This is a genomic window from Streptomyces sp. NPDC002490, from assembly GCF_040296045.1.
GTDB lineage: Bacteria > Actinomycetota > Actinomycetes > Streptomycetales > Streptomycetaceae > Streptomyces.
The window spans coordinates 15,318-42,062 of sequence record NZ_JBEOWM010000050.1; the positions used below are offsets into that span (position 1 = coordinate 15,318).

Below are 26,745 nucleotides of genomic sequence, written 5' to 3' on the forward strand. Positions count from 1 at the left end.
CGCCGTCGCCCTCGCGCAGGACGATTCCGAGCGGGGCACGGGCTCGCACGGGACCCCTGAGAGACCTGAGGAGAAGCCATGGCGCTGCCCGGTCTGCGCGGCACCGAGCACATCGGGTTCACCGTGCCCGACCTGGAGGAGGCGGACGCGTTCCTCGTCGACGTGCTCGGCTGCCAGCGGATCTACCAGCTGGGCCCCTTCGTCCGCGACGACGACTGGATGCGGGAGCAGCTCGACGTCCACCCCCGGTCGGTCATGCGCAAGCTGTACTTCTACCGCTGCGGTTTCGGCCCCAACTTCGAGGTCTTCCAGTGGGAGCCGGCGGACGGCCAGCGGGAACAGCCCCGCAACAGCGACCTGGGAGGGCACCACCTCGCGTTCTACGTGGACGACCTGGACACCGCCGTCGACTACCTCAGGGCCCGCGGGGTGCGGGTGCTGGGCGAACCCGTCGCCAGCAGCAACGCCAGCGAGGGCCAGCGGTGGGTCTACTTCCTGTCGCCCTGGGGCATGCAGTTCGAGCTGGTCAGCTTCCCCCGCGGCAAGGCGTACGAGGCGGATGCGGAGGTGGTGCTCTGGCACCCGGCCCACCCCGCGCGTTAGGCATCATGTCTCCATGAGCGACGCTCCTTCATCCAGCACCCGCGCGGGCACGGCGACCCCGGGCCCGGGCGCATCGCACCACACCGACAAGGCACGGTACGGGGACACCAGCCAGCGCATCGCGGACGGCCTGCGCACGGCGATCCTCGCCGGCGAGCTCCCCCCGGGCAGCAGGATCCGACAGGAGGAGGTCGCGGCGCAGTACGGCGCCAGCCGCATCCCGGTGCGCGGGGCCCTGCGCATCCTGGAGTCGGACGGTCTGGTGAAGCTCGTCGCGAACTCCGGCGCCTGGGTGTCGCAGTTCGACCTCGGGGAGTGCGAGGAGTTCTACCGGATCCGCGAGGCGGTGGAACCGCTGCTGCTGAGCGCCAGCGTGCCCGGGCTGACGAGCCAGGCACTGGACCGGATGGACGAACTCGCCGAGGAGATGGCGCGCACCACCGAGGTCGAGCGCTTCCTCCACCTGGACCGCGAGTTCCACGGCCTGTCGTACACCGGTGCGAAGACGGTCGTCCTCGACGAGATCGTCCAGCGCATGTGGAACATGACCCACCACTACCGGCTGATGTTCGCCCAGGTCTTCCTCGAACAGGGCGACACGGTCGTCCACGACGAGCACCGCATGCTGGTCAGGGCGCTGCGCGAGCAGGACGCGGACCAGGCGGGCCTGGTCGCGTGCAGTCACATCCGACGGACGCGGCGGCAACTCGCCCGGCATCCGGAGCTGTTCGGTTCCTCCCCGGCGAGGAACTGAGCCGTCCTCCCGGAGGTCGCCGGCGAGGCCCTCGCCCCCGTCCACCACCGCCGAGTGACCGACCTCGCGGCGGACGGGACGGCGGCGGCGAACGCTCGTACGGGGGCTGCGGTGGAGCGTTCCGTTCAGGGGCCGGACGGGGAACGCTCCACCGCAGGTCAGGTGGCCGCGCCGAACGGAGTCCGGCCCGACCGCCCCCGAGCACGCACCAGCGGGCCGGGGGCAGGCGTCAGTGAGCTGAGGTGGCGTCAGGACGAGTTCAGGGTAAGGGACACGGGAACCCGGTCAGACGCGAACCCGGTCGGCGCGCCCGGTCAGCACCCCTCCTCGATCCGGCGCACCCGCTCGGCGTCGTCGGTGCGCGGACAGGTGGCACAGGCCTCGGCGGGCCGGATCGCGTAGTACAGGCAGCAGCCCAGCCGGGTGCGCGTCGGATGCTCCCGGCCGTCGCGGGTGACGAGCCGCCGGAAGGCGGCACCGCCCGGATAGGGGGCCAGGGCGCGGGGCAGCACGGCTTCGGCCTCCTGCACCCCCCGGGCCTCGTCCCCGTGCATCCGCCCCAGGTACCACAGGGCCGACACCAGGTCGTCCCCGACCATCCCCCACAGCGCACGGGGGCCACGGCGCAGGCGCGGACCCATGGCCGCGAGCAGGGGGCGCACGTGGTCGGCGACGGCGGCGCGCAGTTCGGCCCGCAGCGCCTCGACGCCGGGCAGGACCCGCACGCCCGGGCGACCCGCCGCGGGGTCGTCGGGCAGACAGGCGAAGGCCGCGGGCACGACCTGGTACGCCTCGCCCGTCCGGCTCAACCGCAGGTCCCGCGGGCGCAGCCGGGGCACCCGCCGTTGGAGGTACCAGGGGCCGGCGTGGAGCACGGCCGCGGTCCACAGGTAGCCGTGCAGCGCCCGGGAGGCGACCACGTCGGGCCGCGGCTCGTGGGCCTCACGGACCCGGATCTGTCGGACGTGCCGTTCCAGCCAGGCGTTCAGGAAGTCCTCCCGGCAGGCGAGTTCGGCACCGTCGAACCATCCTTGACCGGGCACGGTCGACGGTTCGACGGGGGTGACGTCCAGGGCGGGACACGCCGCGTCCAACCGCCGGTACGCGGCGGCGAGCAGGACGGAAGGGCCGGCAGCGGGAAGGGCCGGGGCCGACGCCAGAGCCAGGAACACGGGCACTCCTCGGGCACCGTACGGCGGTGCGTACGGGGTGGGGGCATGAGTGAGCCAGCACGGGCGGCGGCGGACCCGCAGGGGCTTGAAGGAAGCCTCACCTTACTCACACCGGTGGGGTGGCGCGCCAATCGACATGGCGCCCCCGCGAATTGACACCCTTAGGCATGCCTAACCTAAGCTCTCGGCCGTGTTCCCCACCAAGCGGATGTACCTGCTCGCGCTGAATCCCACCGACTCCGTGTCCGAGGGGTTCCTGCCCGCCGCCCGCTCCCTGGGACTGGCCGTCACCCTCCTCACCGACCAGCCCGCGTCGCACCGCGCCCGCCATCCGGAGCTGGAGGTCGTGGCGTGCGACGTGCGGGACTTCCGGGAGGTGATCGCCGTCGTCTCCGCCCGGGAGCGCCCCGATGCCGTCTTCACCAACAGCGACCACCTCCAGACCCAGGCCGCCCTCGCCGCCGACTACTTCGGGCTCCCCGGCAAGGACTGGCGCGCGACCCTGCGCACCAAGGACAAGGCCCTGCTGCGCCGCCACCTGGCCGCGGCGGGGACCGACCGGGTGCGCGCACTGGAGATCCCCGCGGGAACGGACCCCGCGGACGCGCTCGGCGACCTCCACGCCCTGCCCTACCCGTGCGTGGTCAAGCCCCGCGAGGGGGTGGCCAGCGAGGACGTGGTCCGGGTCGACACCCCCGCCCAGCTCCGGGCGCGCTGCGCCCGCATCCGGGCCCGCCGCCCCGGTGACGCCCTGGTGGTGGAGGAGTACCTCGCGGGTGAGCTGCACACCCTGGAGACGTTGGGCGACCACGACGTGCGCCATGTGCTCGGCGGGTTCCGCACCCGGCTCTCCGCCGCCCCGTACTTCGTCGAGGAACGCCTCACCTACCTCGCCGAGCTGCCACCGGCGGTGCTGGACCAGGTGCTCACCGCGCTGGACGCGCTGGGCGTCGGCTTCGGCGCCTGCCACACCGAGTTCGTCGTGGACGGGGCGGGACGGGTCCGCATCATCGAGGTCAACTACCGCGCCATCGGGGACCAGTGCGACCTGCTGCTCGCGGAACTGCTGGACGTTCCCCTCTTCGCGCACGTGCTCCGCACCCATCTGGGGGAACCGCTCCCGCTCGACCTGGGCGCCCGCACCGACGGCGCCGCCCGTCTGGACTACCCGTGCGCCCGCCGCGACGGCACGCTCACCGCGGCACCCGACCGCACCGACCTGGTCGCGGACGGGGTCCGGCTGGCCTACCGACCGCTGCACGCCGTCGGCGAGCGGCTCCGGGTGACCCACACCAACCGCGACCTGCTCGGGGTGGTCCGCGCCACCGGACGCGACCGGGCGGCCGTGGACCGGGCGGTGGAGGGGTTCCTCGCCGACCGGTGCTGGGAGATCACTCCGTGATCGGGCCCGACCCCGGACCGGGGGGCCGGCACCTGGTGCGGGTGCTCAGCGCGCTGCTCCGCGAGGACGTGGTGGGACTGCGGACGCGCAGCCTGCGGGAGGACCGCCCGGACGGCGGATGGCTCCGGCTGGACCACCCCCGGGGGGCACTGCTGCTCCCGGTGGAGCCGGACGGGTTCCAGTGCGAGCTCGGCGCCCGACTCCCCCTGGTGCGCCGGGAGGACGCCGGCGGCCGCACCACCACGGACCTCACCACCGCGGAGGCCGTCCTGGCCGCCCTCGGGGAGCTCGCCGACCCGGCGGACCGCCCCGGCTTCGCCGCGTTCGCCGAGGAGTGCCGGCAGAGCCTGGCGACCGAACGGTTGCACCGGGACACCGGCGGGGCCCTCCTCGCCCGGCTGGCCGACGCCTACGGGCCCGACCCCGCCCGGTGGACGGACCCGTTGCCCTTCGACGCCCTCGCCGCCCGCCTCGACCACCCGGTCTATCCGACCGGCCGGGTCCGCAACGGTCTGACGCCTCATCAACTCCGTTCCTACGCGCCCGAGTTCCACCCGACGTTTCGGCTGCGATGGCTCGCCCTGCCCAGGAGCGAGGTCCGGGACGAGGGACTCTCCACCACCGGGGACTGGCCCGTCCCGTCCGCGCTCGGGCTGCCCCCGTCGCTGGACGACGACCACCTGCTCCTCCCCGTCCATCCCCTCACCGCGCAGGGACCCCTGGACGGGGCCCTCGCCGAGACCGGGCTGCACGGCCGGGCGGTGCTCGCCCCCCGGTCGTACGCCGAGGTCTCCCCCACCCTCTCGCTGCGCACGGTGGCCCTCGCCGCGGACCCCCGCACCCACCTCAAGGTGCCGCTCGCCACCGCGAGCCTGGGCCGCCTCAACCGCCGGACCATCAAGCCGGGCACCCTGCGCGACGGCGCCGCCTGCGGGCGGCTGTTGGCCGCCGTGATCGACCGCGAGCCCCGCTTCCGCGGCACCGTCCTCCAGGCCGACGAGACCCGGTACGCCCACGCCGACCACGAACTCCTGGCCGTCCTGCGACGCCGCTGGCCGGAGGGGCTCGACGGGAGCGTGGTGGTGTCGATGGCCTCGCTCACCGCGCCCGCCCCGGGCGGCGGCCTGGTCGTCGACCGGCTCGCCGACCGCTTCCACGGCGGCGACCCGGTCGCCCTCCTCGACGCCATGCTGACCCTCCTGTTCGACTGGCAGACCACCCTCTTCGGCTACGGGGTGGCGCTGGAGTCGCACCAGCAGAACGTCTCCCTCGTCCTCGACGACCGCCCCGACCGTCCCCCGCTGCGCCTGCTGTTCAAGGACAACGACGGCCCCCGCATCCACGCCGGACGGCTCCGGTCCGCCCTGGGCGGCCGCGCCGACGGTCTCCTCCGCGACTTCCACGACCCCCGCATCACCGGGGACGACGACCGCCCCGTGCTCGACCTCTTCGCCACCATCACCGTCCACCTGTGCGCGGGCGCACCGGCGTTCGCGCTGGCCCGGCAGGGCCGGGCCCCGCTCCGGGAACTGCTGGCGCTGGTGCACGACCGGCTGGACGCCGCCGTCGAGCGGCTCGGCACCGGCGCCACGGCACCGGGCACCGCCCTGCGCGCCCATGTGCTCGACTCCCCGCGCCTGCCCGTGAAGGCGATGGTGACCGCGGGAACGCTGCTCAGCAAGCAGCGGTCGGGCGCGCAGGACATCAACAAGCACTACACCACCGGTCCCAACTACCTTCTGCAAGGGGCGTAATCCGCTGATGCCCAGCACCCTCTCCGGCCCTCCGTGCGCTCCGGCGCCCGTTCCGGACCTGCCCGGCGCGGACCTGGCCGTGGCACACACCCTCCTCAACTGCCTGCTCCGCGAGGTGTCCGGGCCCGAACGGCAGGCCGCCGTGATCGGTGGCCACCTCCTCCTACGGCTGCCCCGCCGGGGCGTCCTGCTCCGGGTCGCCCTGCGGCGCACCTCGCTCCTCGGGGCGCACCGGTTCACCGGCCCGGTCACCGAACGCCTCGCCCCCGGCGACGGGGTGCCGCACGAGGGCTGGGCCGAGGTCGACTGGCTGCGGCTGGCCGAGTACACCCGCGCCGAACTCTCCCTGCGCACCGGCAGCCACAACGACGAGTTCCTCACCCAGATCGCCGCCAGCCACCGCGGGACCAGCACCGCGCTGGCCGCGGCCCGCCCCGGGCCGCACCCGCTCGGCGGCGAACCCATGGCCGTGTACCTCACCTCCGAGCAGTCCCTGGTCCTCGGCCACCGCTTCCACCCCACCCCCAAGGCGCACAGCGGGGACCCGGCCCGCTGGGCGGCGTACGCGCCCGAGGCCGGTGCGGCCTTCCGGCTGCGGATGCTGGCCGTGCGCTCCGCGCTGGTCGCCGAGGAGAGCACCGAGCCCGCCGCCACCGTCCCGCTGGACCGGCTGCACCGCGTCCCGGAGGGCTTCCGGCTGCTGCCCGCCCACCCGTGGCAGTACGAGATGCTCGGCGAACACCCCGGACTGCGGGCCGCCCTCGACCGGGGCGAGGTCCTCGACCTCGGGCCGGGCTCCGAGGACGTGCGGCCCACCGCATCGGTGCGCACCGTCCACACCGGCGACGGGTTCCTGAAGTTCAGCCTCAACGTCCGGATCACCAACTGCCTGCGCAAGAACGCCGCGTACGAACTCACCGGAGCGGTGGCCCTGACCCGGCTGCTGGAGCCCGTGCTGGCCGATCTCGCCGCCCGCTTCCCCGACGTCGCGGTGTTGCGGGAACCCGCGTACCGCTCGCTCGCCCTGCCCGGGCCCGACGGACGGCCCGACCGGTCGCTGCTGGAGGGGTTCGGGGTGATCGTCCGCGAAGGGCTGGCGCGCCACCTGCGCCCCGGGGCGACGCCGCTGCTGGCCGCGGCCGTAGCCGACGAGTACCCGACCGGCCCGGCGCAGGCGTCCCGGCTGCTGGCCGGCGCCACGCCCGCCGAGGCGCTCCACTGGTGGTCGGCGTACCTGCGGCTGCTGGTGCCCCCGGTGCTGGCCGCGTACTTCGACCACGGGGTGGTCCTGGAGCCGCACCTCCAGAACGTGGTGGTCTGCGTGGCCGACGACGGCACGCCGGTACAGCTCCTCTTCCGCGACCTGGAGGGCACCAAGCTGGTCCCCGACCGGCATGCCGGGGCCCTGGCGGAACTGGCCCCCGAGGTGGCCGGGCCGCTGACCTACGACGCCCGGCGCGGCTGGGACCGGGTCGCGTACTGCCTGTTCGTCAACCACGCCGCCGAGGTGCTGGCCGTGCTCGCCGACCTCCACCCCGGACTGGAGCGGGAGTTGTGGGCACGGCTGCGCACCACCGTGCAGGAGTACGGTCGCGTCCACGGCTGCCCGCCCCGGTTGCGGGCGCTGCTGGCCGGAGTGCCCCTGCCCGCCAAGGCCAACCTGCTGACCCGCTGGGACCGTTCGGCGGACCGGGACGCGGGGTACGTGTGGTTGCCCTCCCCCTTGGCCGAGGACGTGCTGTCCGGGGCGAGCCGCACCGACACCGACTGGAGCACGCGGTGAGCGCCCCCACGCCCCCGGTCCGGGAGCGGCTGCTCGCCCTGACCGGCGACGAGCTGCCCGCCTACCTCTACGACCTGGACGCGCTGCGCGCCCATGCGGCGGCCGTGCGCGCCGCGCTGCCCCGCGGGGTGGAGCTGTACTACGCGGCCAAGGCCAACCCGGAACCGGCGCTGCTGGCCGCGCTGTCCCCCGCCGTCGACGGGTACGAGGTAGCCTCCGGCGGGGAACTCGCCCATGTCGCGGCGGCGGTGCCGGGGCGTCCGCTGGCCTTCGGCGGGCCCGGCAAGACCCCGGCGGAGCTGACGGCCGCGCTGGAGGGGGTCGCCGCGGGGGCCCCGCTCCCGCGCTTCCACGTGGAGAGCGTCCACGAGCTGCGGGTGCTCGCCGCGCTCGCCGCCCGGCTGCCGGCCGGGGTGCGGGTTCCGGTGCTGACCCGGTTCAACCTGGTGCCCGGCCCGGGGGCGCTGGCCGGGGGGTCGCTCACCATGGGCGGCGGGCCGGGGCCCTTCGGCATCGACCCCGCCGAGGCCGACGCGGTGCTGCGCGCCCTCGGCGACGGCACGTTCCCCCGGCTGGAGTGGTACGGGACGCACGCGCACCTGGCGAGCGGGCTGGAGGCGCCCGCGCTGGCCGCGGTCGCGGACGGGGTGGTGCGCTGGTCGGCGGCGCTCGCCGCACGCCACCGGGTGCCGCTGCGGGAGGTGAACGTGGGCGGGGGCATGGCCGTCGACTACGCACGGCCCGCGGCGCGGTTCGACTGGACCGGGTACGGTGCGGCGCTCGCCGCCCTGCTGGCCGCCCGCCCCGGGCTGACCCTGCGGGTGGAGCCCGGCCGGGCCCTCACCGCGTACTGCGGCTGGTACGGGACCGAGGTGTTGGACGTCAAGCACAGCCACGGCGAGGAGTTCGCGGTGGTCCGCGGTGGCACCCACCACCTGCGCACCCCGGCCACCAAGGGGCACGACCAGCCGTGCGCGGTGGTGTCCGTCGACGGCTGGCCGCACCCGTGGCCGCGGCCTTTCGCACGGGGGCCGCGGACCACCCTGGTGGGGCAGCTGTGCACGCCGAAGGACGTCCTGGCCCGGGGGGCCCGGACGCCGGGACTGCGGGCCGGGGACCGGGTGGCGTTCGCCCTGGCGGGCGCGTACGCCTGGAACATCTCGCACCACGAGTTCCTGATGCACCCGCGGCCGGGCTTCCACTTCCTGGACTCCGCCGTCCGGTAGCGGGTCCGGTCCCCGACGGGTGGTGCGGCGGTCCCCGTCCTACGATGGCGGCGACCGTGGCACCGCCCCTGCGGTGCGGACCCGGAGGGTTCTCGATGGGAGAGACCGACGCACCCGGCGGGCTGGGCCTGCCGCCCACCGTCACCGCCTGCCTGTTCGACCTGGACGGTGTGATCACCAAGACCGCCGTGGTGCACGCCGCGGCCTGGCGGGAGACCTTCGACGCCTTCCTCCGGGAGCGGGAGGGGCCCGGATTCCGGCCCTTCTCCCCGCACGACTACGACGCCTACGTGGACGGCCGGCCCCGCTCCGACGGGGTGCGGACCTTCCTGGCCTCGCGGGGGATCACCCTGCCGGAGCGCCCGGCGGGCGGCAACGCCGACCCACCGGGCACGCTCACGGTGCAGGGCCTCGGGGACCGCAAGAACGCGCTGTTGCTGGCGAGGATCCGGGCGGGCGGGGTCGAGGCGTACCCGGGCTCGTTGCGCTATCTGACGGCGGTGCGGGCGGCGGGGCTCGGCACGGCCGTGGTCTCGTCCAGCACCAACTGCCTCGACGTCCTGCGTGCGGTGGGCGCCGAGGACCGGTTCGACGTGCGGATCGACGGGGTGGTCGCGGCGCGGCGGGGGCTGCCGGGCAAACCGCACCCGGACACCTTCCTCGCCGCGGCGGCGGAGTTGGGCGTGGCGCCGGAGCGGGCCGCGGTCTTCGAGGACGCGCTCGCCGGAATGGACGCGGGCCGTTCGGGGGGCTTCGGCTACGTGGTGGGCGTGGACCGGGTCGGCCAGGCCGCGGCGCTGCGGGCGCACGGGGCGGACACGGTGGTGCGCGACCTCGCCGAGCTGGAGCGGTCCGCATGATCACCCATTCCTCGTACACCGTTGAGCCCTGGTCGCTGTGCGAGCGGTCGCTGAACCTCGACGTGCTGCCGCAGAGCGAGTCCGTCTTCGCCCTCTCCAACGGGCACGTGGGATGGCGGGGCAACCTCGACGAGGGCGAGCCGCACGGCCTGCCCGGCTCGTACCTGAACGGGGTCTACGAACTCCACCCCCTGCCGTACGCGGAGGCGGGCTACGGCTACCCGGAGTCCGGGCAGACGGTCATCAACGTCACCAACGGCAAGATCATCCGCCTGCTGGTGGACGACGAGCCGTTCGACCTGCGGTACGGACGGCTGGTGGCGCACGAGCGGACCCTGGACCTGCGGACCGGGTTGCTGACCCGGGTGTGCGAATGGGTGTCCCCCGCGGGCTGCGCGGTGCGGGTGCGCTCCGTCCGGTTGGTGTCGTTCACCCAGCGGGCGATCGCCGCGGTGCGCTACGAGGTGGAGGCCCTCGACTCCGAGGTGCGCATCGTCATCCAGTCGGAACTGGTGGCCAACGAGCAGTTGCCCGGGACGAACGGCGACCCCCGGGCCTCGGTGGCGCTGGAGTCCCCGTTGGAGTCGGAGTCCCACTTCGCCGCGGACGGACGGCTGGCGCTGGTGCACCGCACCCGCACCAGCGAACTGCGGGTGGGGGCCGCGGCCGACCACGTGGTGACGGGGCCGCGGCCGACCACCACCGGCTGCGAGAGCCGCGCCGACGTCGCCCGGCTGACCATCGCCTCCGCCCTCGCCCCCGGGGACGCCCTGCGGCTCGACAAGGTGGTGGCCTACGGCTGGTCGTCCACCCGGTCGCTGCCGGCGGTCAGCGACCAGGTGGACGCGGCCCTGGCGGCGGCGATGAGCATCGGCTGGGAGGGGCTGGTCGACGAACAGCGCGCCTACCTCGACGCGTTCTGGGCGCGCGCCGACGTGGAGGTGGACGGGGACGAGGAGATCCAGCAGGCGGTGCGGTTCGCCCTGTTCCACGTGCTCCAGGCGGGTGCCCGGGCCGAGCAGCGGGCCATTCCGGCGAAGGGGTTGACCGGTTCCGGCTACGACGGCCACGCCTTCTGGGACACCGAGGTCTTCGTGCTGCCGCTGCTCAGCTACACCTCGCCGTTCGCGGTGGCCGAGGCGCTCAGGTGGCGGCAGAACACCCTGTCGGCCGCGAAGGAGCGGGCCGCCCAACTGGGCCTCCAGGGGGCCGCGTTCCCCTGGCGGACCATCGACGGCTCGGAGGGCTCGGCGTACTGGCCGGCCGGGACGGCGGCCTTCCACGTGAACGCCGACATCGCCGACGCCGTCATCCGGTACGTGGCGGTGACCGGCGACGGGCGCTTCGAGCGGGACACCGGGGTGGAACTCCTGGTGGAGACGGCCCGGTTGTGGCGGTCGCTGGGCCACCACGACCACCACGGGGCGTTCCACATCGACGGGGTGACCGGCCCCGACGAGTACAGCGCGGTCCAGGACGACAACGCGTACACCAATCTGATGGCCCGGGCCAATCTGCTGGCCGCGGCCGAGGTCGTCGAGCGGCACGCCAAGACGGCGGCGGCGCTCGGGGTGGACGACGAGGAGAGCGCCGCCTGGCGGGACGCGGCCGAGGCGATGCACGTGCCGTACAACGACGAGCTCGGCGTGCACGAGCAGTCCTCCGGGTTCACCCAGCACCAGGTGTGGGACTTCACGGGGACCCGGGCGGACCAGTACCCGCTGATGCTGCACTTCCCCTACTTCGACATCTACCGCAAGCAGGTCGTCAAGCAGGCCGATCTGGTGCTGGCGATGTACAAGTGCAGCGAGCACTTCGACGAGGAGCACACGGCCCGCAACTTCGCCTACTACGAGCCGCTGACCGTGCGGGACTCCTCGCTCTCCGCCAGTTGTCAGGCGGTGATCGCCGCGCAGGCCGGCCATCTCGCGCTCGCCTACGCCTACGTCGCCGAGTCGGCGTTGATGGACCTGGAGGACCTGGAGAACAACACGCGCGACGGACTGCACATCGCCTCGCTGGCGGGCACCTGGATGGCGCTGGTGGCCGGCTTCGGGGGCCTGCGGTTGCTGGGCAGCACCCCGAACTTCACGCCCCGGCTGCCCGAGCGGTTCAGTCGGCTGGCGTTCACCCTGGAGGTGGTGGGCCGACGGCTGCACGTCGAGATCACCGCCGAGGCCGCCGTCTACACCCTGGTGTCGGGCGAGCCGCTGACCGTGCGGCACTACGGACGGCCGGTGCTGGTGACGCCCGACGCACCGGAGCGCCGGGGCATCCGGCCCGTGCCCGTGCGGCCGGCGCCCGAGCAGCCGCCGCACCGGGCGCCCGCGCGGGGCGGCCCGCACACCCGTGCCCGTCGTTGAAAAGCGGTGGACGGGGTGCGCCGTCCCTACCTACCCTGGCCGACGTGAACAGTCCCGAGGCCTCCAGAGGCTAGCCACCGGCCTCCCCGGTGGCTTCCCGTCGCAGCCCCGTGCCGTCGGCTCCGGGGCGCGTCGCCATCCGTGGACGCCGGATCGGATTCCTGTTGGATCTCGAACGGCTGTGGAGTTCTGCGGTGCCTTTCACCCTGTACCTCCTCGGACTGGCCATCTTCGCCATGGGCACGTCCGAGTTCATGTTGTCCGGCCTCCTCACGGGCATGGCCCGTGACCTCTCCGTGTCCGTGCCCGCCGCCGGGTCCCTGACCTCGGCGTTCGCCGTGGGCATGGTGGTCGGAGCACCCCTGATGGCGGTGACGGCACGGCGTTGGTCCCGGCGCGACGCGCTGTTGGCCTTCCTGCTGGTCTTCCTCCTCGCGCACGCGGTGAGCGCGCTGACCGACAGCTTCCCCCTGCTGCTGGCGATGCGGGTGGTGTCGGCCCTGGCCAACGCGGGATTCCTGGCGGTGGCCTTCTCCGCCGCCGCCCTGATGGTCGGCCCGCAGGCCAAGGGCCGGGCGACCGCCGTGTTGCTGGGAGGAGTGACCCTCGCCTGTGTGGCCGGGGTGCCCGGCGGGGCGCTCCTGGGCCAGTACGGGGGGTGGCGCGCGGCGTTCTGGGCGATCGTCGTGCTCTGCGTCCCCGCCCTGTGGGCCGTGTGGCGGGCCGTGCCGAACGGCCCGACCCCGGACGAGGCCGCCGAGGCCGCCGAGGCCGCCGGCCCCGCCGGAGCGGGGACGGTCCGTGCCGAACTGCGGGTGCTGGGCCGGCCCCGGCCGCTGCTGATCCTGGTGCTGTGCGCACTGGTGAACGGGGCCACGTTCTGCGCCTTCACCTATCTGGCGCCCCTGGTGACGGAGGTGTCCGGGCTGTCCCCGCGCTGGGTGCCCGCGGTGCTGGTGCTGTTCGGCGCGGGTTCCTTCCTCGGGGTGAGCGCCGCGGGGCGCCTCGCCGACGCCCGACCCCTGCCCCTGCTGATCGGGGGGTCGGTGATCCACCTGGCTGGCTGGGCGCTGCTCGCCGGCGGCGGCGACCGGCCCGCAGTGCTACTGGTGCTGGTGCCGGTCCAGGGCGCGCTCGCCTTCGCGATCGGATCCACCCTGGTCAGCCAGGTGCTGTACGCGGGCGCCGGAGCGCCCGTGCTGGCCGGGGCGAGCGCCACCGCCGCGTTCAACGTGGGCGCCGCCCTCGGACCCTGGCTCGGGGGCGCGACGATCACCGCGGGGCTGGGCTTCCGCTCCCCCGTCGTGGTGAGCGCGGCCCTGCTGGCCGTGGCGGTGGGGATCGGGGCCGCGGCCCTGCTGGCCCCGCGCGCTCGGGTGGCCCGGACGGGTTGATCCCGCCGGCAACGCACCGGCGGGAGGACGAAGCAGCAGGTCGATCGGCGCCTTTGGACCTCGACCGGGGGCGCCGGTCTCTTTTTCGGCCGATGGGGAACAATGATCGGAAGGTGTTCGTTGTAGCGGGCACCTGGAACACGACCACCTACAAGGAGTGGCCACTTGTCCGCCCAGATGACGGACCCCGATCCTCCGGGACACAGTCCCGAACCATCCCGCCTCTTCACGCATGATCGCGGCACCCGGCGGGGTGGTGTTCGATGAATGCCGCACTCGGCCTGTTGGCGGTACTCCTGCTCACCGCCGGAACGGGCTATTTCGTCCTTCAGGAGTTCACCTACGTCTCCGCCGACCGGCTGGCCCTGGCCCGTGCGGCCGAAGCGGGTGACCGGCGCGCCGCGCGCGCCCTGAAGGTCACGGGGCAGCTCTCCTTCATGCTCTCCGGCGCCCAGCTCGGCATCACCGTGACCGGTCTGATCGTCGGCTTCCTCACCGGCCCGTCCGTCTCGGCCGTCATCCGGCCGTTGGTGTCGGGCGTGGGCATCCCCGACGCCGCGGTGGACGGGATCTCGGTGGCCTTGGCCTTCGTGGTCGCCACCGTCGTCCAGATGGTGCTCGGCGAGCTCGCCCCCAAGAACCTGGCGATCGCCGTGCCGGAACGGCTGGCGAGGTCGCTGGCCCCCTCCACCCTGGCCTATCTGAAGGTCGTGGGCCCGATCATCCGGGTCTTCGACGGTGCTGCCGCCCGGCTGCTGCGCCGCATCGGGATCGAACCGGTGGAGGAGTTGCACCACGGCGCGACCCTGGAGGAGCTGGGTCAGCTGATCGGCGAGTCCCACGAGCGGGGCGCCCTGTCCCGGGACACCGCCGAGCTGCTGGACCACGCCCTGGAGTTCTCCGAGCGCACCATGGGCGAGGTGATGGTGCCGCGCGCGGACACCGTCTTCCTCCGCAAGGACGCCTCGGCCGCCGACGCGGTGGAGCTGATCGCCCGGCACGGGCACTCCACGTACCCCGTGCTCGGCGACCACCCCGACGACATCACGGGGGTCCTCGGCGTGCGGGAGCTGTCCCGGGTGCCCGCCGAGCTGCTGGCCGGGAGCACGGCCGGGGAGCTGGCACGTCGCCCGCTGCTGCTGCCGGACACCCTGCCGCTGCCGGGCGCGGTCGCCCGGATGCGGGAGGTCGACGACGAGTTCGCGGTGGTGCTGGACGAGCACGGCGGGGTGGCGGGCATCGTCACCTACGAGGACATCGCCGAGGAACTGGTCGGCGACATCGCCGACGAGACGGACCGGGTCACCGCGCTCGCGGTGCCCGACGGATCCGGTTGGCTGGTGGACGCGGGTCGACGCATCGACGAGGTCGCGCCGGCCATCGGGGTGCCGTTGCCCGAGGAGGACGACTTCGACACGGTCGGCGGACTCGTGGTGGACCGGCTGGGCCGTTTCCCCGCGATCGGCGACCGGGTGGCGGTGGAGTTGCCGGACGGCAGCACCGCGCTGATCGACGTGTGCACCCTCAACCGGCACGTGCCGGAGCGGGTGCGGATCGAGCACCGGCCGGCCCCCGAGGTGTCCGAGGGCACCGAGGCCGCCGTGCGGGGCGGTGCGGTCGGTGCGCACGCGCACCGCGCGGACGAGGAGGTGACGGCATGAGCTTTCCCCTCGCCCTGTTCCTGACCGTCCTGTTGCTGATCGGAAGCGGCTTCTTCGTGGCGGCGGAGTTCGCCCTGGTCGCGGCGAAGCGCCACCGGATGGAGAAGGCCGCCGCCGAGGGGCGGCGCGGTGCCCGGGCCGCCCTGGACGGCATGCGCGAGCTGTCGTTGATGTTGGCGGGTGCCCAGTTGGGCATCACGGTGACGACGCTGGGGCTGGGGTCGATCTCCAAGCCCGCCGTGTCGCACGCCCTCGACCCGTTGTTGCAGGACCTGGGCCTGCCGACCGGTCTGAGCTACGGCGTGTCGTTCACCATCGCGATCGTGGCGGTGGTCTTCCTCCACATGGTCGTGGGCGAGATGGCCCCGAAGTCCTGGGCCATCGCCCGTCCCGAGCGCTCGGCGATGCTGCTGTCGCCGCTGTTCCGGGCGGTGGTGAAGGTGGTGCGTCCGCTGATCCGGGTGCTCAACGCGGTCAGCAACGCCCTGGTGCGGTTGTGCCGGGTCACCCCGCGGGACGAGTTGGTCGCGGTCCACGACCGGGAGCAGCTGACCGACCTCGTGGCGGAGTCCCGGCGCACCGGGCTGATCAGCGCGGCCGACTCCGAGCTGATCACCCGTTCGCTCGTCGAACCGCTGACGCCGGTGGCGGAGCTCCTGGTGCCCGCGGCGGACATCACCTGGGTCGACGCGAGCGCCACGCCCTCGACGATCCTCGGGGTGGCCTCGGCTGCGGACCGGACGCGTCTGCTGGTCCGGGACGCCGGTCGGGTCGTGGGGTCGGTGCACAGCCGCGACGCCCTGGTCGCCCGGGCGCGTGAGCGCACGACGACCGCGCGGGAGCTGGCCCGTCCGCTGCCGGAACTGACGGCGGACGACACCGTGGCGCACGCCGTGGAGCAGCTGCGCAGGCGGCGGGCCTCGCTGGCCGTGGTCCGCGACGGTTCGGGAGCGATCGCCGGACTGGTCAGTCTGGACGACCTGCTGGCCCGCTACCTCCAGCCGGCCGCGGTCGGCTGACGCCCGCCCGGTCGGTCGCGTGCGGATCGACCGAGCTGCTCGGACGTGGTTCCCCCACCGGGGCCGTCCGCCGCGCGCATCGCCGCGCAGGCGGACGGCCCCGGCTGCTTCCTGCCCGGGACGGCGGTGCGCCGGAGACCGGGCCCACTCGGGCCCTCGCGGTACGGACCGGCTCCCCCGCCCGTCGCTCCCGGGGCTGCCGGCGTCCGCACCGTGTGACGGCCGGCTCACGGTGCGGACCGGCTCCGACGGCCGACCGTGTCCACCGGCAGGTCCGAGGGCCGGCACCGGATCAGAGCGGCACCGTACGCGATCGTCCAAACCACCCAGAGCGCCCAACCGGCGAGCCCCAGCAGTCCCACTCCCTCGACCCCGGCGACGACCGGGAGGGCGAGGGTGGCCGACGACAGCAGCAGGGTCGCCGACAGCAGTCCCACGGCCGCATGCCAGGGCCGGACGAGGCCGGCGCGCACTCCCCCGATCGACAGCCCGCTGAGGGCAAGGGCGAGGAAGGCGCCGTTCAGGGCGAACAGCGCGTCGTGCAGGGCCCAGAGCGCGGCTGCCTCGGCGTCCTCGCGGGTCAGCGCGAGCCGAGTGGCGACGACCGCGGCGAAGGCGGCGTTCTGTAGCACCACCCCCGCGAACCCGAGCAGCGACCAAGCCTCCCCGCTCGTCCGTTCGGCGCGCCGTAGCGCCGCGACCACCGCCGCGCCGAACAGGGTGGCCAGCACCCAGGCGGCGGGCACGAGCGCGGAGCCGATGCCGACGGCCGTGGTCTGCCCGCGGAAGAAGGCCGCGGCCTCTTCCGCGCCGCTGCCCGGCACGGGCAGCCCGGCGGGGACCATCACCGCGTTCGCGGTGACGATCAGGAGGGCGAATCCGATGCCGGCGAAGCCTCCGATGCGGGAGAACGGGGAGGTCCGGGCCCTGTCGTCGTGAGATAACATGTATTCATTATTAGCAGCATAAAGTCAATGAAGGGAAGCCAGTTGGGCGAGGAGAACGGCCGCCGCTCCTACGAGTCCCTGCGCAGGACCGCACAGGCGCTGGAGACCAGGGCGGACATCGCGCGGGCCGCACTGCGGCTCTTCAGGACACGCGGCTGGGCGGGAACCACCGTACGGGACGTCGCCCGCGAGGCGGGGGTCTCCGTACCGACGGTCTACTCGACGTACGGGAACAAACAGGGCCTTGCCCGGGCCCTCGCCGACGCGGCGGACCTGACGGCCGGGGTACCCCGGCAGCTGGCCGAACTGGAGGCGGCTGCCGCGGACCCCTCTCGACAGCTCGCCGCGATGGCCGGATACGACCGGCGACTCTTCGAGCGAGCGGGGGATGTCCTCCGGTTGCTCAGGGAAGCGGGCCGCATCGAACCGGAACTGGCGGCGGTCTACGACGACGGCCGCGTCCGGGCCGACGAGACGCGGGCCCGGGTCTTCTCGTCCTGGCCGGACGGGACCCTGAGGCCCGGGCTGGACCTGCGGGCCGCCACGGACGTCTATGCCGCGCTGTGCACCGTCGACGTCTACACCACCCTCACGGCCGAGCGCGGCTGGTCACCCGACCGGGTCGAACGCTGGTGGAGCGACGCCCTGGCACGCGAACTCCTGGATCGGTAGGCGCGCTTGCCCACGGCCCGCACGACACCCCTGCCGCCGGGACGGTTGCGGACCAGGGGGCCACGGCGGCCGGCCCCGGTACCCCGCTCAGGGGTACCGGGGCCGACCGCCGTGCGGGGCGGGTGGCTCAGTCGTCGTACGACAGGCCGTGCCCGGAGCGGAAGAGGACCTTGGCCGGGTCGTCGGCCCGCTGGATCGGCACGGGCAGCTTGCCGCGCGGCTCGACCCGTCCGGCGATCACCCGGGCGGCGGCGCGCAGTTCGACCTCGGTCCAGCAGTAGGAGACCAGGGAGGCCGGGACGTCGCCGAGGTGGGCGACGTCGTAGGGGTTGCGGACCGCGAGGTGGACGACGGGGACGCCCGTGGCGAGCAGCCGGGACACCAGGGTGCGCTGGGCGCTGGTGGCCCCGACGTTGTCGGTGGTCACCACCACCGCGTCCCGGCCCTGGGCGGCGGCCACGGCCTCGTCGATCTTCGCCGCGTCGGGCGCCCGGCCGGTGGCGAGCTGGGTGGTGCTGTAGCCCAGCTCGTCGAACGCCTTGGCCAGCTCGGGCACCGTGGTGCGGGTGGCGTCGGTCGGGAAGGCCGGGCTGGCGCCGACCACGAGCAGCTTCTTCTGCCGGCGGCGCAGCGGGAGCGTCTCGTCCTCGTTGACCAGCAGGGTGGTGGTGCGCTCGGCGATCCGGGCCGCGGCGAGTCGGTGCTTGCGGGCGCCGACGACCCGGTCGACCTCCTTCGGGGAGATGTAGGGGCTGCCGCCGAGCAGGCCGACCTTGTCCTTGATCCGCAGGATGCGCAGCACCGACTCGTCGAGCCTGGCCTCGGTGATCTCTCCGGTGCGGACTGCGGCCAGGACGCCGTTGTAGGCGACGTCGATGTCCGGCGGGAACAGCAGTTGGTCGACGCCGGCCTTGAGGGCGAGGACGGGCACGCGGTCGTCGCCGTACTTGGTGCGCACCCCGCGCATGTTGAGGGCGTCGGTGACGATCACGCCGTCGAAGCCGAGTTCCTCGCGGAGGACGCCCTGGAGGATCGTGGGCGACAGGGTGGCCGGCTCGTTGCTGGGGTCGAGCGCGGGGACCTGGAGGTGGGCGGTCATGATCGAGTCCACGCCCGCGGCGATCGCCGCCTTGAAGGGCGGGGCGTCGATGCGGTCCCACTCCTCGCGGGTGTGGGTGATCACGGGCAGCCCGGTGTGGCTGTCCTCGCCGGTGTCCCCGTGTCCGGGGAAGTGCTTGGCGCAGGCCACCACGCCGGCCTGCTGATACCCCGTCACCTGGGCCGCCACCATGCGGCCGACCTCGCGGGCGTCGGCGCCGAAGGAGCGGACGTTGATGATGGGGTTGGCCGGATTGACGTTGACGTCGGCGACCGGGGCGAAGTTCTGGTGGATGCCCAGGGCGGCCAGTTCGGTGCCCGAGATCCGTCCGGCGGTGCGCGCGTCGGAGAGCGAGCGGCCCGCTCCGAGCGCCATCGCGCCCGGCAGTTGGGTGGCGCCGCTGCCGATGCGGACGTTGGCCCCGTGCTCCTGGTCGATGGAGATCAGGGACGGGATGGGGGTGGGCAGGGCGAGCGACGCGCGCTGCACGCCGTTGGTCAAGTCCGCCACCTGGCGGGGGTCCTGGATGTTGTTCGCCCAACCGGAGAAGTAGATGACACCGCCGAGGTGGTACTTGGCGATGAGCTCGGCGACGGTGCGGACGCCGATTTCCCTGAGGTTGCGGTCCTGGTCGAACTGGCTGGGAGAAGTCGCCGAAGTACCGTAGAAATACGGCACGAACAGCTGGCCGATCTTCGCCTCGATGCTCATCTTGGAGATGATCTTCTTGAGGCGGCTGTCGCGCTTGTGCGCGACTGCGGGGGTAACCGTCACCCCCACGACACCCGTTGCGCTCGCCGCGACCACGGTCGCGGAAGCGAGAACGGTTCGTCTGGACAAACTCCGGTCCTGCATGCGGACATGCTCCTTCCAGCCTTGCCCGTCAAGGGAATTGAAGGAAACTTGAAGTACTCCGAACAGCGGGAAACGTAGCCCGCGGATCATGGACAGGGCAAGAGGTCTAGACAAAATAGGTCTAGACAAAATGGGGAGCCAGATTCGGCCACTCCGCAGACGGGGATCGCCGCCACAGCGCGTGTCCGACATGGCCGGATCACGCCCCCCGGAGGAACGGGTGCCAAGCCGGACGAGCCCACCGAGATCCGGCGACGCCCCGAGGAACCGGGCAGGGGAGAGCCCCGACTGGACGGGGGGAGACCAGCCGGGGCGGATCGAGGGGATGCGGAGGGCGGTCGCCTCTCGGCGAAAGGCTCCACGAGGCTTCAGCCGAACGATCGTCCTCGTGGGCGGAGAAGTGAGCCCGGGGACTCGTTCCCCCCGCATCCACATCAGGTGAACGACGAACCACCGTCCCTTGTTCCCCGCCCCCGGTGAGCCGGGCCACGGCGCCCGTCCGCGGCTATCCCCCGTCGGGCGGTCGACGCTGCCCCGCGCTCCCCCCGGGAGCCAGCCGCTCGACGACCTCCGCCAGCTCGGCCACGGCCTGCTCCACCCGCAGTCGCATCGCGCGCTGCTCGGCGACCAGCGCGCCCAGCAGCAGCGCCGTCAGGGCGACCGAGCCGTTGAACGCCTGGAGGTTGATCATCACGCCGAGCTGGCTGTGGCCCCGGAACGGTCCGACGCCGTCCGCCGCCGCGATCGCGGTCACCACCGAGACGAACAGGGCGCACAGGGCGGCGCCGGTGAGCTGGAAGCGCACGGCGGCCCAGATCAGCAGGGGGTAGGCGAGGAAGAGCAGACTGAGGTCGCTGGTGGCGGCCAAGGGCGCCACCAGGGCCGTGCAGGCGGCCAGGGCCAGGGCCTCCGGCCAGCGCCCCCAGCCGAACGGCCGGTGGGCGTACCACAGGATCAACAGGACCGGGGTGACCACCAGCACCCCGAGGGCGTCCCCCGCCCACCAGGAGGACCACACCGCCCAGAAGTCGGAGGCGTGGATCTGGCGGCGCGCCAGCAGTTGCCCCACGCCCGCGGTGGCGCTCACCAGCATGCCGCCCAGCGCCCCGAGGAACACCAGCGCCATGCCGTCCCGCACCCGGTCCAACTCGTTGCGGAAGCGGACCGCCCGCAGCAGTGCGTAGGCACACAGGGGGGCGATGGTGTTGCCGACCAGGATGCCGATGGCACTGGGCTGGAGGGGGTGGCTGATGTGCTCCACGATCAGCAGGGCCCCGAGCGCGATCCCGGGCCAGATCTGCGGCCCCAGGAGCAGCAGGGCCGCGAGGGCGATCCCGGTGGGCGGCCAGATGGGACTCACCACCGCCCCCTCGACCACCAGCGCCTTGAGCAGCCCCAGCCGGCCGCCCGCGTAGTAGCAGGCCGCGACGGCCAGGTTCTGGAGCACCAGCACGCCGGCCCGGCGGACCGCGGGCCGCTCCACGAGCGAGGTCACGGCACCCCTGGTCGAGCGTCCGGCAGGCGGATCCGCACCGCCCGGCGCATCAGCAACGGCACCGAGGCCAGCTCCCCTCTTCTCGCGGGACGGACCGCAGGAGCGTGCTCCGGTCGCCCAGGAGCACGGCTACCACACCGTCGCGGCGCTCGGTGACGGCTCGGTCACCCGGTCGGCGAGTCTCACCCGACAGGCCGTGACCGGCGGGCGCGGCGCGGTCAGCCACCGGGCTCGCCGGGCGCGGCCCCGGGCGGCGGGGCGTCGTGGCCGATGACCAGCACCGCGGCGTCGTCGTCGTGGCCGATCGAATCGGCGATGCGCATCACCGAGGTGGCCAGCGAGGCGGCGCCGAGCGCGGCGCCGACCCCCACGCCGGCGAGGGTGGCCACCTGTTCCAGTCCCTCGTCGACGGAGAGCGAAGGTCCTTCCACGACCCCGTCGGTGACCAGGACGAAGGCGCCGCGTTCGGTCAGCCGGTAGCGGGTGACCGGGTACTCCACGCCGGGCTCGATGCCGAGCGGCAGCCCGCCCTCGTCCTCGACCACCCGGGAGCGACCGCTGGCGGTGGCCCGGACCATCGGCACGTGGCCGGCCCGGGCGCTGTCGAGTTCCCAGGTCACCGGGTCGAAGCGCACCATGGTGCAGGTGGCGAAGAGCGAGCCGCCCAGCGACAGCAGCAGGTCATTGGTGCGCGCGAGCAGTTCACCGGGGTCGCTGGTCACCGAGCCGAGGGCGCGCAGCCCGACCCGGACCTGCCCCATGAAGGCCGCGGCCTCGATGGTGTGCCCCTGGACGTCACCGATCGAGTAGCCGATGCTGCCGTCGGGCAGGACGAAGCCGTCGTACCAGTCCCCGCCGACGTTGAGTCCGGCGAACGCCGGTGCGTAGCGGGCGGCCACGGTCACCCCCGCGACCTCGGGCAGTCCGTCGGGGAGCATGCCGCGCTGGAGGGCGAGGGCGAGTTCAACCTGGGTCCGGTGGGCGTCGGCCCGCACCCTGGCCTCCGCGGTCAGGGAACCGAGCCGGGCCAGCAGGTCGTCCGGGGTGTCCGCGGGGCGGTTCGAGGCCATGATGCAACTCCGCCGCACGTCCGTCCGGGCTATGACCCCGTCATTATATGCGAATTGTCCGCATTTCCCCATTCCGTCGGGGGAGGTGGCCGCCCGGGGCGCGGCAACCGTCGCGGATTCGGTTCGCACTCGTGATCGCCGTGGGCCGCCCGGGCGACGGGCACCCGCACTAGGGTCATGATCATGAGAAACGACGACGATCCACGGGTCGCGCTCGCCCGTGCGACCGCCGCCGGCCGGGCCGGCGCGATCTGGGACTTCATCCGGAGCTTCGCCGAGGACTGGGCCCGCCCGCTGGCCCCCGAAGACGGTTGCCCCGAGGGAGAGCTCCGCGAGCGGGCGGACCGGTTGGGCCTCGCACTGCCGGCCGCGGTGCACGAGGCGTACGCGCTCTTCGGCCGGCGGGACGACCTGGTGCGCGTCCAGGACCGGCTCTTGCGCCCGGCGCAGTGGGAGTACGACCCGGAGACCGAGGTGCTCATCGTCCGGGTGGAGAACCAGTACGCGGTGGAGTGGGGCGTGTCCCTGGCCGGGCACGGCGATCCGTCCGATCCTCCGGTGTTCTTCCGGGCGACGGACGAGGAGACCTGGCTCCCCTTCCTCGACCGCTTCTCGCTGGCGTGCGCCGAAATGGTGCTCTCCGAGAGCCTGTTCGCACCCGGCGCGGCCCTGGACAACCGTGCGCTGGACCCGGTGACCACGGCCCGGGTGGCGGAACTCTGCACTCCGCTGCCCCTGCCCGGCTACCCGGTGTGGGCGGTGCCCGAGGGGGAACCGGTGCGCTGGTTCCACCGGGACGGGGTCCTGCTGCGCGCGGACGGGTCCGACTGGCTGTGGGCCCGGGGGAGGGACGCGGCGGCCCTGGCGGCGGCCCGCGCCGATCTGCCGGGCGAGTGGCTGTTGGATGGCGTGCACTGAGGCCGTCCGAACCGGTCACACCCGCGCCGCCCGCAGTGCGGCGGTGTGCGCCCGCACCTGCTCCGGGGTCAGGTAGGCGTCGGTGTGCTCGAAGTCCCGCAGGGTGGCCGGGTTCCGGGCGAGGAAGCCCATCCGGACGAAGTCGTCGCCCGCCACCGCGTTGAGCACCCAGTTGGTCAGCACGCGGGCCTTGGCCACCTGGGTGCGCAGGGCCGACCAGTGGTAGCCGCGGGCCACCGCCTGGGCGGGCAGCCCGTGCAGTTCGACCCCGAGCGGCTTGGACACGGCGTCCTTGCCGCCGAGGTCGACCACCAGACCGAGGTCCTGGTGGGTGTAGGGCCGCAGCGGCTGACCGCGCAGGGCGGCGAGCACGTTCTCCGCGACCTTGGCGCCCTGGCGCGTGGCGTGTTGCGCGGTGGGCGGGCACACCGCGTCGCCGCCCTTGGTGAGGTCGGGTACCGCCGCCGCGTCGCCCAGCCCGAAGACCCGGTCTGCACCGGGCAGGCACATGTCGGCGCCGACCGCGAGCCGTCCCCGGACCGTCTCGGCGTCCAGGGTGCCGATCAACGGGCTGGCCGCGACCCCGGCGGTCCAGATCAGGGTGCGACACGGCAGGACGCGCCCGTCCGTGAGGGTGACCGTGTCCTCGCCGGCCTGCGCGACCGACACCCCGAGGGAGACCTCGATCCCCCGGCGCCGGAGGATCTCCAGCGCGGCGAGGCCCAGTCGGTCGCCGAGTTCGGGCATCAGCTTGGGCGCGATGTCGATCAGGTGCCACTTGATCTGCCGGGCGTTCAGCCGGGGGTAGCGCCGGACCGCGCTGGTGGTGATGCGCTGGAGGCAGGCCGCGGTCTCGGTGCCGGCGTAACCGCCGCCGACCACGACGAACTGGAGCCGTGAGGTCCGCTCCGCCTCGTCCCGGCTGGCGTCGGCGAGGTCGAGTTGGGCGATGACGTGGTCCCGGATGTAGGCCGCCTCGGCGAGGGTCTTCATCCCCCGGGCGTGTTCGACCAGCCCGGGGATGTCGAAGGTGCGGGTCACGCTGCCCGGGGCGAGGACCAGGATGTCGTACGGCTCGTCCACCACCTCGTCGGTGATCTTCCGGATCACGCAGACCTTGGCCGCCAGGTCCACCCCGATGGCTCCGCCGGGGATGATCCGGGTGCGGTGCCTGCGACTGCGCCGCAAGGACACGGCGATGGACTGCGGAGTCAGGACGCCCGAGGCGACCTGCGGCAGCAGGGGGAGGTAGAGCTGGTACGAGAAGGGGGTGACGAGGGTGATGACCGCCTCGCCGGGCGCCAACCGCCGCTCCAGTCTGCGGACGCAGCCCACCCCCGCGAAACCGGCGCCCACCACGAGAATCCTGGGTCGTGCCACGGTGACCGTCCTTCCTGACCGCTCGTCCCCGCTCGCCCCGGGTTCCCGGGCGGGCGGCTCCCACCCCCCATCCTTGGGCGCGGGGAGCGAACCCGCCTGTTGAGCCGTCCCCGGGGATGACGGTCAGCGCAGGGTGTCCGCCCAGTTCGGCGGGACGCGTCCGGCCGGGCCCGGGGACGGCTGGTCCTCCGGGTGGGCCGAGGGCGGCGCCAGAGCCGGCCCGGTCTCGTACAGCCGCTCGGTCCGGTAGTTCCAGAACCACGCCTCACCGGGCTCGAAGCTACGCACCAGCGGGTGCCCGGTGGCCCGGGCGTGGGCGGTGGCGTGCCGCCCCGGCGAACTGTCGCAACAGCCGACGTGCCCGCAGCGGGCGCAGCGGCGCAGGTGGAACCACCAGCCGTCGGACTCCTCGCACTCGACGCAGCCCGTGCTCGACGGCAGGGCGTCCGGGTCGATCCCTTCCGAGCCTTCGGTCAGGTGCACGGTGTCCCTCCTCGGGTCGGGCCGTCGGGTCCGGCGCCAGATCCATGGTAGGAGGAATCGGCAGGAACCGCCCCGTAAGGACGACCGGGGCCCACCGGGGCGACCGACGGCCCCCGAGGCCGGGCCGCCCTCCGCGCCCTCCGGCTCGTCGACCTGACGTTCCTTCACCTCTAGTGAAGGGAAGGGGAGTTGGACCGGACGCCCGCGAACGGGTGACGGAACGACCGGTGCGCGCGGTTCGGTTGTTCAACCTCTTGACCGGCTTAGTCCAGACCAATAGCTTCCCGGCATGCGTCGAAGAATCCTCGCCAGGCTGGCGATCGCCGCCTGCGCCGCGTCCCTTCCGGTCTCCCTGTCGGTGACGGCACCCGCCTCCGCCGACTCCAGCAGTCCGCAGCAGGACAAGAAGGACCACCGGTCCGAACACCGGCGGATCGGCTACTTCACCCAGTGGGGCGTCTACGGGCGGGACTTCCAGGTCCAGGACCTGGACCGGAGCGGTGCGGCGGCACGGCTCACCCACATCAACTACGCCTTCGGCAACGTCTCCCCCCAGGGCACGTGCTTCCTCGAAGGCGTCCCGGGCGAAGGGGACCCGTGGGCCGACTACGTCCGTCCGGTCGACGCCGCGAACTCCGTCGACGGCGTCGCCGACACCGACGCCCAGCGCCTGGCCGGGAACTTCAACCAGCTCGTCGAGTTGAAGAAGAAGCATCCCGGCCTCAAGGTCCTCATCTCCCTGGGCGGTTGGAGCTGGTCCACGCACTTCTCCAACGCGGTGAGCACGCCGGCCAAGCGCACGGCCTTCGTCAAGTCCTGCATCGACCTCTACATCAAGGGCAACCTGCCCCGGGACGGAGCCCGCGGCGGTGAAGGGGCCGCCGCCGGAGTCTTCGACGGCATCGACGTCGACTGGGAGTGGCCCGGCTCCTCGGGCGAGGACGACACGCCCTACACCCCCGCGGACAAGAAGAACTTCACGGCGCTCATCCGCGAGTTCCGCACCGAGCTGGACGCCTACGCGAAGTCCCAGCAGCGCAAGGGCGAACCGCGCAAGCGCTACGAACTCTCCGCCTTCGTGCCCACCGCTCCCGCGAAGATCGACGCGGGCTTCGAGGTCAAGAAGCTCATGCGGGACTTCGACTTCGTGAACCTCCAGGGCTACGACTTCCACGTGTCCGGCGAGAAGACCACGAACCAGCAGTCCGCGCTGTACGCACCGAACGACTTCAGCGTCCACCAGACGGTCAACGACTGGCTGCGACGCGGCGCCCCCGCCCACAAGCTGGTGGTCGGCATGCCCTTCTACGGGCAGGGCTGGACCGGCGTGTCCGGGGGCGGCAACGGCATGCGGCAGCCGAACACCGGGCCGGCGCCGGCGACCCATCAGGCCGGCTACGAGGACTACAAGGTCCTCAAGAAGCTCGCCGACTCGGGCGCGTACACGGTCCACCGGGACCGGAAGAACGGTCATGCCTGGCTCTTCGACGGCACCTCCCTGTGGACCTACGACGACCCGAAGGTGCTGCGCGCCAAGGCCGAGTACGTCGTGGACCGGGGGCTGGGCGGCGCCATGGTCTGGTCGCTGGACGGCGACACCGCCGACGGCGAACTGATCCGCGCCATCGACCGGGGCCTGGACGACGACTGATCCGGCCCGCCACGGCCGGTGTCCGGTGGGGCGGAGGGTGGCCCGCCCCACCGGACACCTCTCCCCGGGGGTTTCGGGGAGGACCGGCCGGATGCTCCTATGGATGTCAAGCGGCTTCAGTGAGGTCGCTTTGAGTGGTTTGCGGGTTGATGTCGGTGGTCCGGATCGACCGCATCAGGACGCG

At 73.4% G+C, this 26,745-nt stretch carries 21 protein-coding genes; 14 read left to right on the top strand and 7 right to left on the bottom strand.

Annotated features, from left to right (window positions below):
* Positions 1 to 78 precede the first annotated feature (78 nt).
* On the top strand, positions 79 to 603 hold the full coding sequence (locus ABT092_RS25575; protein WP_351247774.1) for a VOC family protein: 525 nt from the start codon (positions 79 to 81) through the stop codon (positions 601 to 603).
* A 13-nt stretch (positions 604 to 616) separates the two neighbouring features.
* Positions 617 to 1,357, top strand: a complete 741-nt coding sequence (locus ABT092_RS25580; RefSeq protein WP_351247776.1) for a GntR family transcriptional regulator — start codon at positions 617 to 619, stop codon at positions 1,355 to 1,357.
* A gap of 314 nt (positions 1,358 to 1,671) precedes the next feature.
* Here ABT092_RS25580 and ABT092_RS25585 read toward each other — a convergent pair whose 3' ends face one another.
* Positions 1,672 to 2,529: a (2Fe-2S)-binding protein gene (locus tag ABT092_RS25585; protein ID WP_351247778.1), complete on the bottom strand. Its 858-nt coding sequence runs from the start codon at positions 2,527 to 2,529 to the stop codon at positions 1,672 to 1,674.
* A gap of 208 nt (positions 2,530 to 2,737) precedes the next feature.
* Between ABT092_RS25585 and ABT092_RS25590 the strand changes: the two genes are divergently transcribed.
* From ABT092_RS25590 to ABT092_RS25630, 9 genes are all read left to right on the top strand, one after another.
* On the top strand, positions 2,738 to 3,931 hold the full coding sequence (locus tag ABT092_RS25590; protein WP_351247816.1) for an ATP-grasp domain-containing protein: 1,194 nt from the start codon (positions 2,738 to 2,740) through the stop codon (positions 3,929 to 3,931).
* Positions 3,931 to 5,685: an IucA/IucC family protein gene (locus tag ABT092_RS25595; RefSeq protein ID WP_502968505.1), complete on the top strand. Its 1,755-nt coding sequence runs from the start codon at positions 3,931 to 3,933 to the stop codon at positions 5,683 to 5,685. The genes ABT092_RS25590 and ABT092_RS25595 overlap by 1 nt, the downstream gene beginning before the upstream one ends.
* A gap of 7 nt (positions 5,686 to 5,692) precedes the next feature.
* On the top strand, positions 5,693 to 7,468 hold the full coding sequence (locus ABT092_RS25600) for an IucA/IucC family protein (protein WP_351247783.1): 1,776 nt from the start codon (positions 5,693 to 5,695) through the stop codon (positions 7,466 to 7,468).
* Positions 7,465 to 8,694 (top strand): type III PLP-dependent enzyme domain-containing protein, encoded by a 1,230-nt coding sequence (locus tag ABT092_RS25605; RefSeq protein WP_351247785.1) that lies wholly within the window; start codon positions 7,465 to 7,467, stop codon positions 8,692 to 8,694. Before ABT092_RS25600 ends, ABT092_RS25605 begins: the two co-directional genes overlap by 4 nt.
* Positions 8,695 to 8,789: 95 nt before the next feature.
* Positions 8,790 to 9,554 carry an HAD family hydrolase gene (locus ABT092_RS25610; RefSeq protein ID WP_351247787.1) on the top strand — a complete coding sequence of 255 codons (765 nt, stop codon included), beginning with the start codon at positions 8,790 to 8,792 and terminating at the stop codon, positions 9,552 to 9,554.
* Positions 9,551 to 11,917, top strand: a complete 2,367-nt coding sequence (locus ABT092_RS25615) for a glycoside hydrolase family 65 protein (protein ID WP_351247789.1) — start codon at positions 9,551 to 9,553, stop codon at positions 11,915 to 11,917. The genes ABT092_RS25610 and ABT092_RS25615 overlap by 4 nt, the downstream gene beginning before the upstream one ends.
* 194 nt (positions 11,918 to 12,111) lie before the next feature.
* Positions 12,112 to 13,311 carry a Cmx/CmrA family chloramphenicol efflux MFS transporter gene (locus tag ABT092_RS25620; RefSeq protein ID WP_351247791.1) on the top strand — a complete coding sequence of 400 codons (1,200 nt, stop codon included), beginning with the start codon at positions 12,112 to 12,114 and terminating at the stop codon, positions 13,309 to 13,311.
* A 263-nt stretch (positions 13,312 to 13,574) separates the two neighbouring features.
* Positions 13,575 to 14,972, top strand: a complete 1,398-nt coding sequence (locus tag ABT092_RS25625; protein WP_351247793.1) for a hemolysin family protein — start codon at positions 13,575 to 13,577, stop codon at positions 14,970 to 14,972.
* Positions 14,969 to 15,991: a hemolysin family protein gene (locus ABT092_RS25630; protein WP_351247795.1), complete on the top strand. Its 1,023-nt coding sequence runs from the start codon at positions 14,969 to 14,971 to the stop codon at positions 15,989 to 15,991. The genes ABT092_RS25625 and ABT092_RS25630 overlap by 4 nt, the downstream gene beginning before the upstream one ends.
* Before the next feature lie 227 nt (positions 15,992 to 16,218).
* Here ABT092_RS25630 and ABT092_RS25635 read toward each other — a convergent pair whose 3' ends face one another.
* Complete coding sequence (locus tag ABT092_RS25635; protein ID WP_351247797.1) at positions 16,219 to 16,938, bottom strand: 2-oxoglutarate/malate transporter; 720 nt, start codon at positions 16,936 to 16,938, stop codon at positions 16,219 to 16,221.
* A gap of 27 nt (positions 16,939 to 16,965) precedes the next feature.
* Here ABT092_RS25635 and ABT092_RS25640 point away from each other — a divergent pair, with 27 nt between their 5' ends.
* On the top strand, positions 16,966 to 17,610 hold the full coding sequence (locus tag ABT092_RS25640; protein WP_351247799.1) for a TetR/AcrR family transcriptional regulator: 645 nt from the start codon (positions 16,966 to 16,968) through the stop codon (positions 17,608 to 17,610).
* 127 nt (positions 17,611 to 17,737) lie between these two features.
* On the opposite strand, the gene ABT092_RS25645 is transcribed toward ABT092_RS25640, so the two are convergent.
* The 3 genes from ABT092_RS25645 to ABT092_RS25655 all read right to left on the bottom strand — a co-directional run bounded on the left by ABT092_RS25645 (position 17,738) and on the right by ABT092_RS25655 (position 22,129).
* Positions 17,738 to 19,564 carry a glycoside hydrolase family 3 protein gene (locus ABT092_RS25645; protein WP_351247801.1) on the bottom strand — a complete coding sequence of 609 codons (1,827 nt, stop codon included), beginning with the start codon at positions 19,562 to 19,564 and terminating at the stop codon, positions 17,738 to 17,740.
* A gap of 505 nt (positions 19,565 to 20,069) precedes the next feature.
* A complete protein-coding gene (locus ABT092_RS25650; protein WP_351247803.1) occupies positions 20,070 to 21,059 on the bottom strand; it encodes an MASE1 domain-containing protein in 990 nt (329 codons plus the stop codon).
* A gap of 218 nt (positions 21,060 to 21,277) precedes the next feature.
* The gene (locus tag ABT092_RS25655; RefSeq protein WP_351247806.1) at positions 21,278 to 22,129 is read right to left on the bottom strand and encodes a PP2C family protein-serine/threonine phosphatase; all 852 of its coding nucleotides are present in this window, start codon (positions 22,127 to 22,129) and stop codon (positions 21,278 to 21,280) included.
* Positions 22,130 to 22,312: 183 nt separating this feature from the next.
* Between ABT092_RS25655 and ABT092_RS25660 the strand changes: the two genes are divergently transcribed.
* A complete protein-coding gene (locus ABT092_RS25660; RefSeq protein WP_351247808.1) occupies positions 22,313 to 23,047 on the top strand; it encodes a hypothetical protein in 735 nt (244 codons plus the stop codon).
* Between the two features lie 15 nt (positions 23,048 to 23,062).
* Here the strand turns inward: ABT092_RS25660 and ABT092_RS25665 are convergent, their stop codons facing one another.
* Together ABT092_RS25665 and ABT092_RS25670 are read right to left on the bottom strand one after the other, a co-directional pair.
* Positions 23,063 to 24,427, bottom strand: coding sequence for an NAD(P)/FAD-dependent oxidoreductase (locus ABT092_RS25665; protein ID WP_351247810.1), 1,365 nt, complete (start codon positions 24,425 to 24,427; stop codon positions 23,063 to 23,065).
* Positions 24,428 to 24,550: 123 nt separating this feature from the next.
* On the bottom strand, positions 24,551 to 24,910 hold the full coding sequence (locus tag ABT092_RS25670) for a UBP-type zinc finger domain-containing protein (protein WP_451364234.1): 360 nt from the start codon (positions 24,908 to 24,910) through the stop codon (positions 24,551 to 24,553).
* 289 nt (positions 24,911 to 25,199) lie between these two features.
* On the opposite strand from ABT092_RS25670, the gene ABT092_RS25675 reads away from it, so the two are divergent.
* Positions 25,200 to 26,561 carry a glycoside hydrolase family 18 protein gene (locus ABT092_RS25675; protein WP_351247812.1) on the top strand — a complete coding sequence of 454 codons (1,362 nt, stop codon included), beginning with the start codon at positions 25,200 to 25,202 and terminating at the stop codon, positions 26,559 to 26,561.
* Positions 26,562 to 26,745 lie beyond the last annotated feature (184 nt).